Source organism: Sphaerisporangium sp. NPDC051017 (assembly GCF_040683095.1).
Classification (GTDB): domain Bacteria; phylum Actinomycetota; class Actinomycetes; order Streptosporangiales; family Streptosporangiaceae; genus Sphaerisporangium.
Genome location: NZ_JBFBCI010000152.1, coordinates 1 through 1,585, shown reverse-complemented (window position 1 = coordinate 1,585; position 1,585 = coordinate 1). Strand labels below are relative to the sequence as shown.

Sequence of the window (1,585 nt, the reverse complement as noted above, 5' to 3'; positions counted from 1 at the left end):
GGCACCTTCAGCGAGGTGTCACGCACCTCACGCGCCTTCTCACCGAAGATCGCGCGCAGCAGCCGCTCCTCGGGGGTCAGCTCGGTCTCACCCTTGGGCGTGACCTTGCCCACCAGGATGTCGCCCGGCACGACCTCGGCACCGATGCGGATGATCCCCCGCTCGTCCAGGTCGGCCAGCACCTCCTCCGACACGTTCGGGATGTCCCGGGTGATCTCCTCCGGCCCCAGCTTGGTGTCGCGGGCGTCGACCTCGTGCTCCTCGATGTGGATCGAGGACAGCATGTCCTCCTGCACGACGCGCTGGGACAGGATGATCGCGTCCTCGTAGTTGTGGCCCTCCCACGGCATGAACGCCACGAGCAGGTTCTTGCCCAGCGCCATCTCGCCGTTGTCGGTGGACGGGCCGTCGGCGATGACCTGGCCGCGCTCGATCCGGTCGCCCTCGTCCACGATGGGCTTCTGGTTGAAGCAGGTGCCCTGGTTGGAGCGCTTGTACTTCGCCACGCGGTAGGTCGTGCGCGTGCCGTTGTCGTTCATCACGGTGACGTAGTCGGCCGAGACCTCCTCGACGACGCCCGCCTTCTCGGCGGTGATCACCTCACCGGCGTCCGTCGCGGCGCGATACTCCATGCCCGTGCCGACCAGCGGCGCCTCGGCCCGCATCAGCGGCACCGACTGGCGCTGCATGTTCGCGCCCATCAGCGCGCGGTTGGCGTCGTCGTGCTCCAGGAACGGGATCATCGCGGTGGCCACCGACACCATCTGGCGCGGCGACACGTCGATGTAGTCGACCTCCCCGGCCCGGGCCAGCTCGGTCTCGCCGCCCTTGGTGCGGACCAGCACGCGCGACTCCGCGAAGGTGCCGTCGGCGCGCAGCGGCGTGTTGGCCTGCGCGATGACGTGCCTGTCCTCCTCGTCGGCGGTCAGGTAGTCGATCTCCTCGGTGACCCGGCCGTCGACGACCTTGCGGTACGGCGTCTGGACGAACCCGAACGAGTTCACCCGCGCGTAGCAGGCGAGGTAGCCGATGAGGCCGATGTTCGGGCCCTCCGGCGTCTCGATCGGGCACATGCGGCCGTAGTGGGACGGGTGCACGTCGCGCACCTCCATGCCGGCGCGCTCACGGGACAGACCGCCGGGGCCGAGCGCGGACATGCGCCGCTTGTGCGTCAGGCTGGCCAGCGGGTTGGTCTGGTCCATGAACGTCGACAGCTGGGAGGTGCCGAAGAACTCCTTGATCGACGCCACGACCGGGCGGATGTTGATCAGGGTCTGCGGCGTGATCGCCTCGACGTCCTGCGTGGTCATCCGCTCGCGGACCACGCGCTCCATGCGGGCGAGACCCAGGCGGACCTGGTTCTGGATCAGCTCGCCCACGCTGCGCATACGCCGGTTGCCGAAGTGGTCGATGTCGTCGACCTCGACGATCACGTCGCCCGGCATGGAATTCTCGCCCGCGTGCAGCCGGACGATGTACTCGATCGCGGTGACGATGTCCTCTTCGGTGAGGGTGCCCTGGTTGATCTCGGAGTCGACGCCGAGCTTCTTGTTGATCTTGTACCGGCCGACCTTGGCGAGGTCGT

At 68.1% G+C, this 1,585-nt stretch carries 1 protein-coding gene; it reads right to left on the bottom strand.

Going from position 1 to position 1,585, the window contains the following annotated elements; translation table 11 throughout:
- The coding region (gene rpoB, locus AB0M95_RS40950) for a DNA-directed RNA polymerase subunit beta (RefSeq protein ID WP_363777173.1) at positions 1 to 1,585 on the bottom strand (1,585 nt) is incomplete at both ends.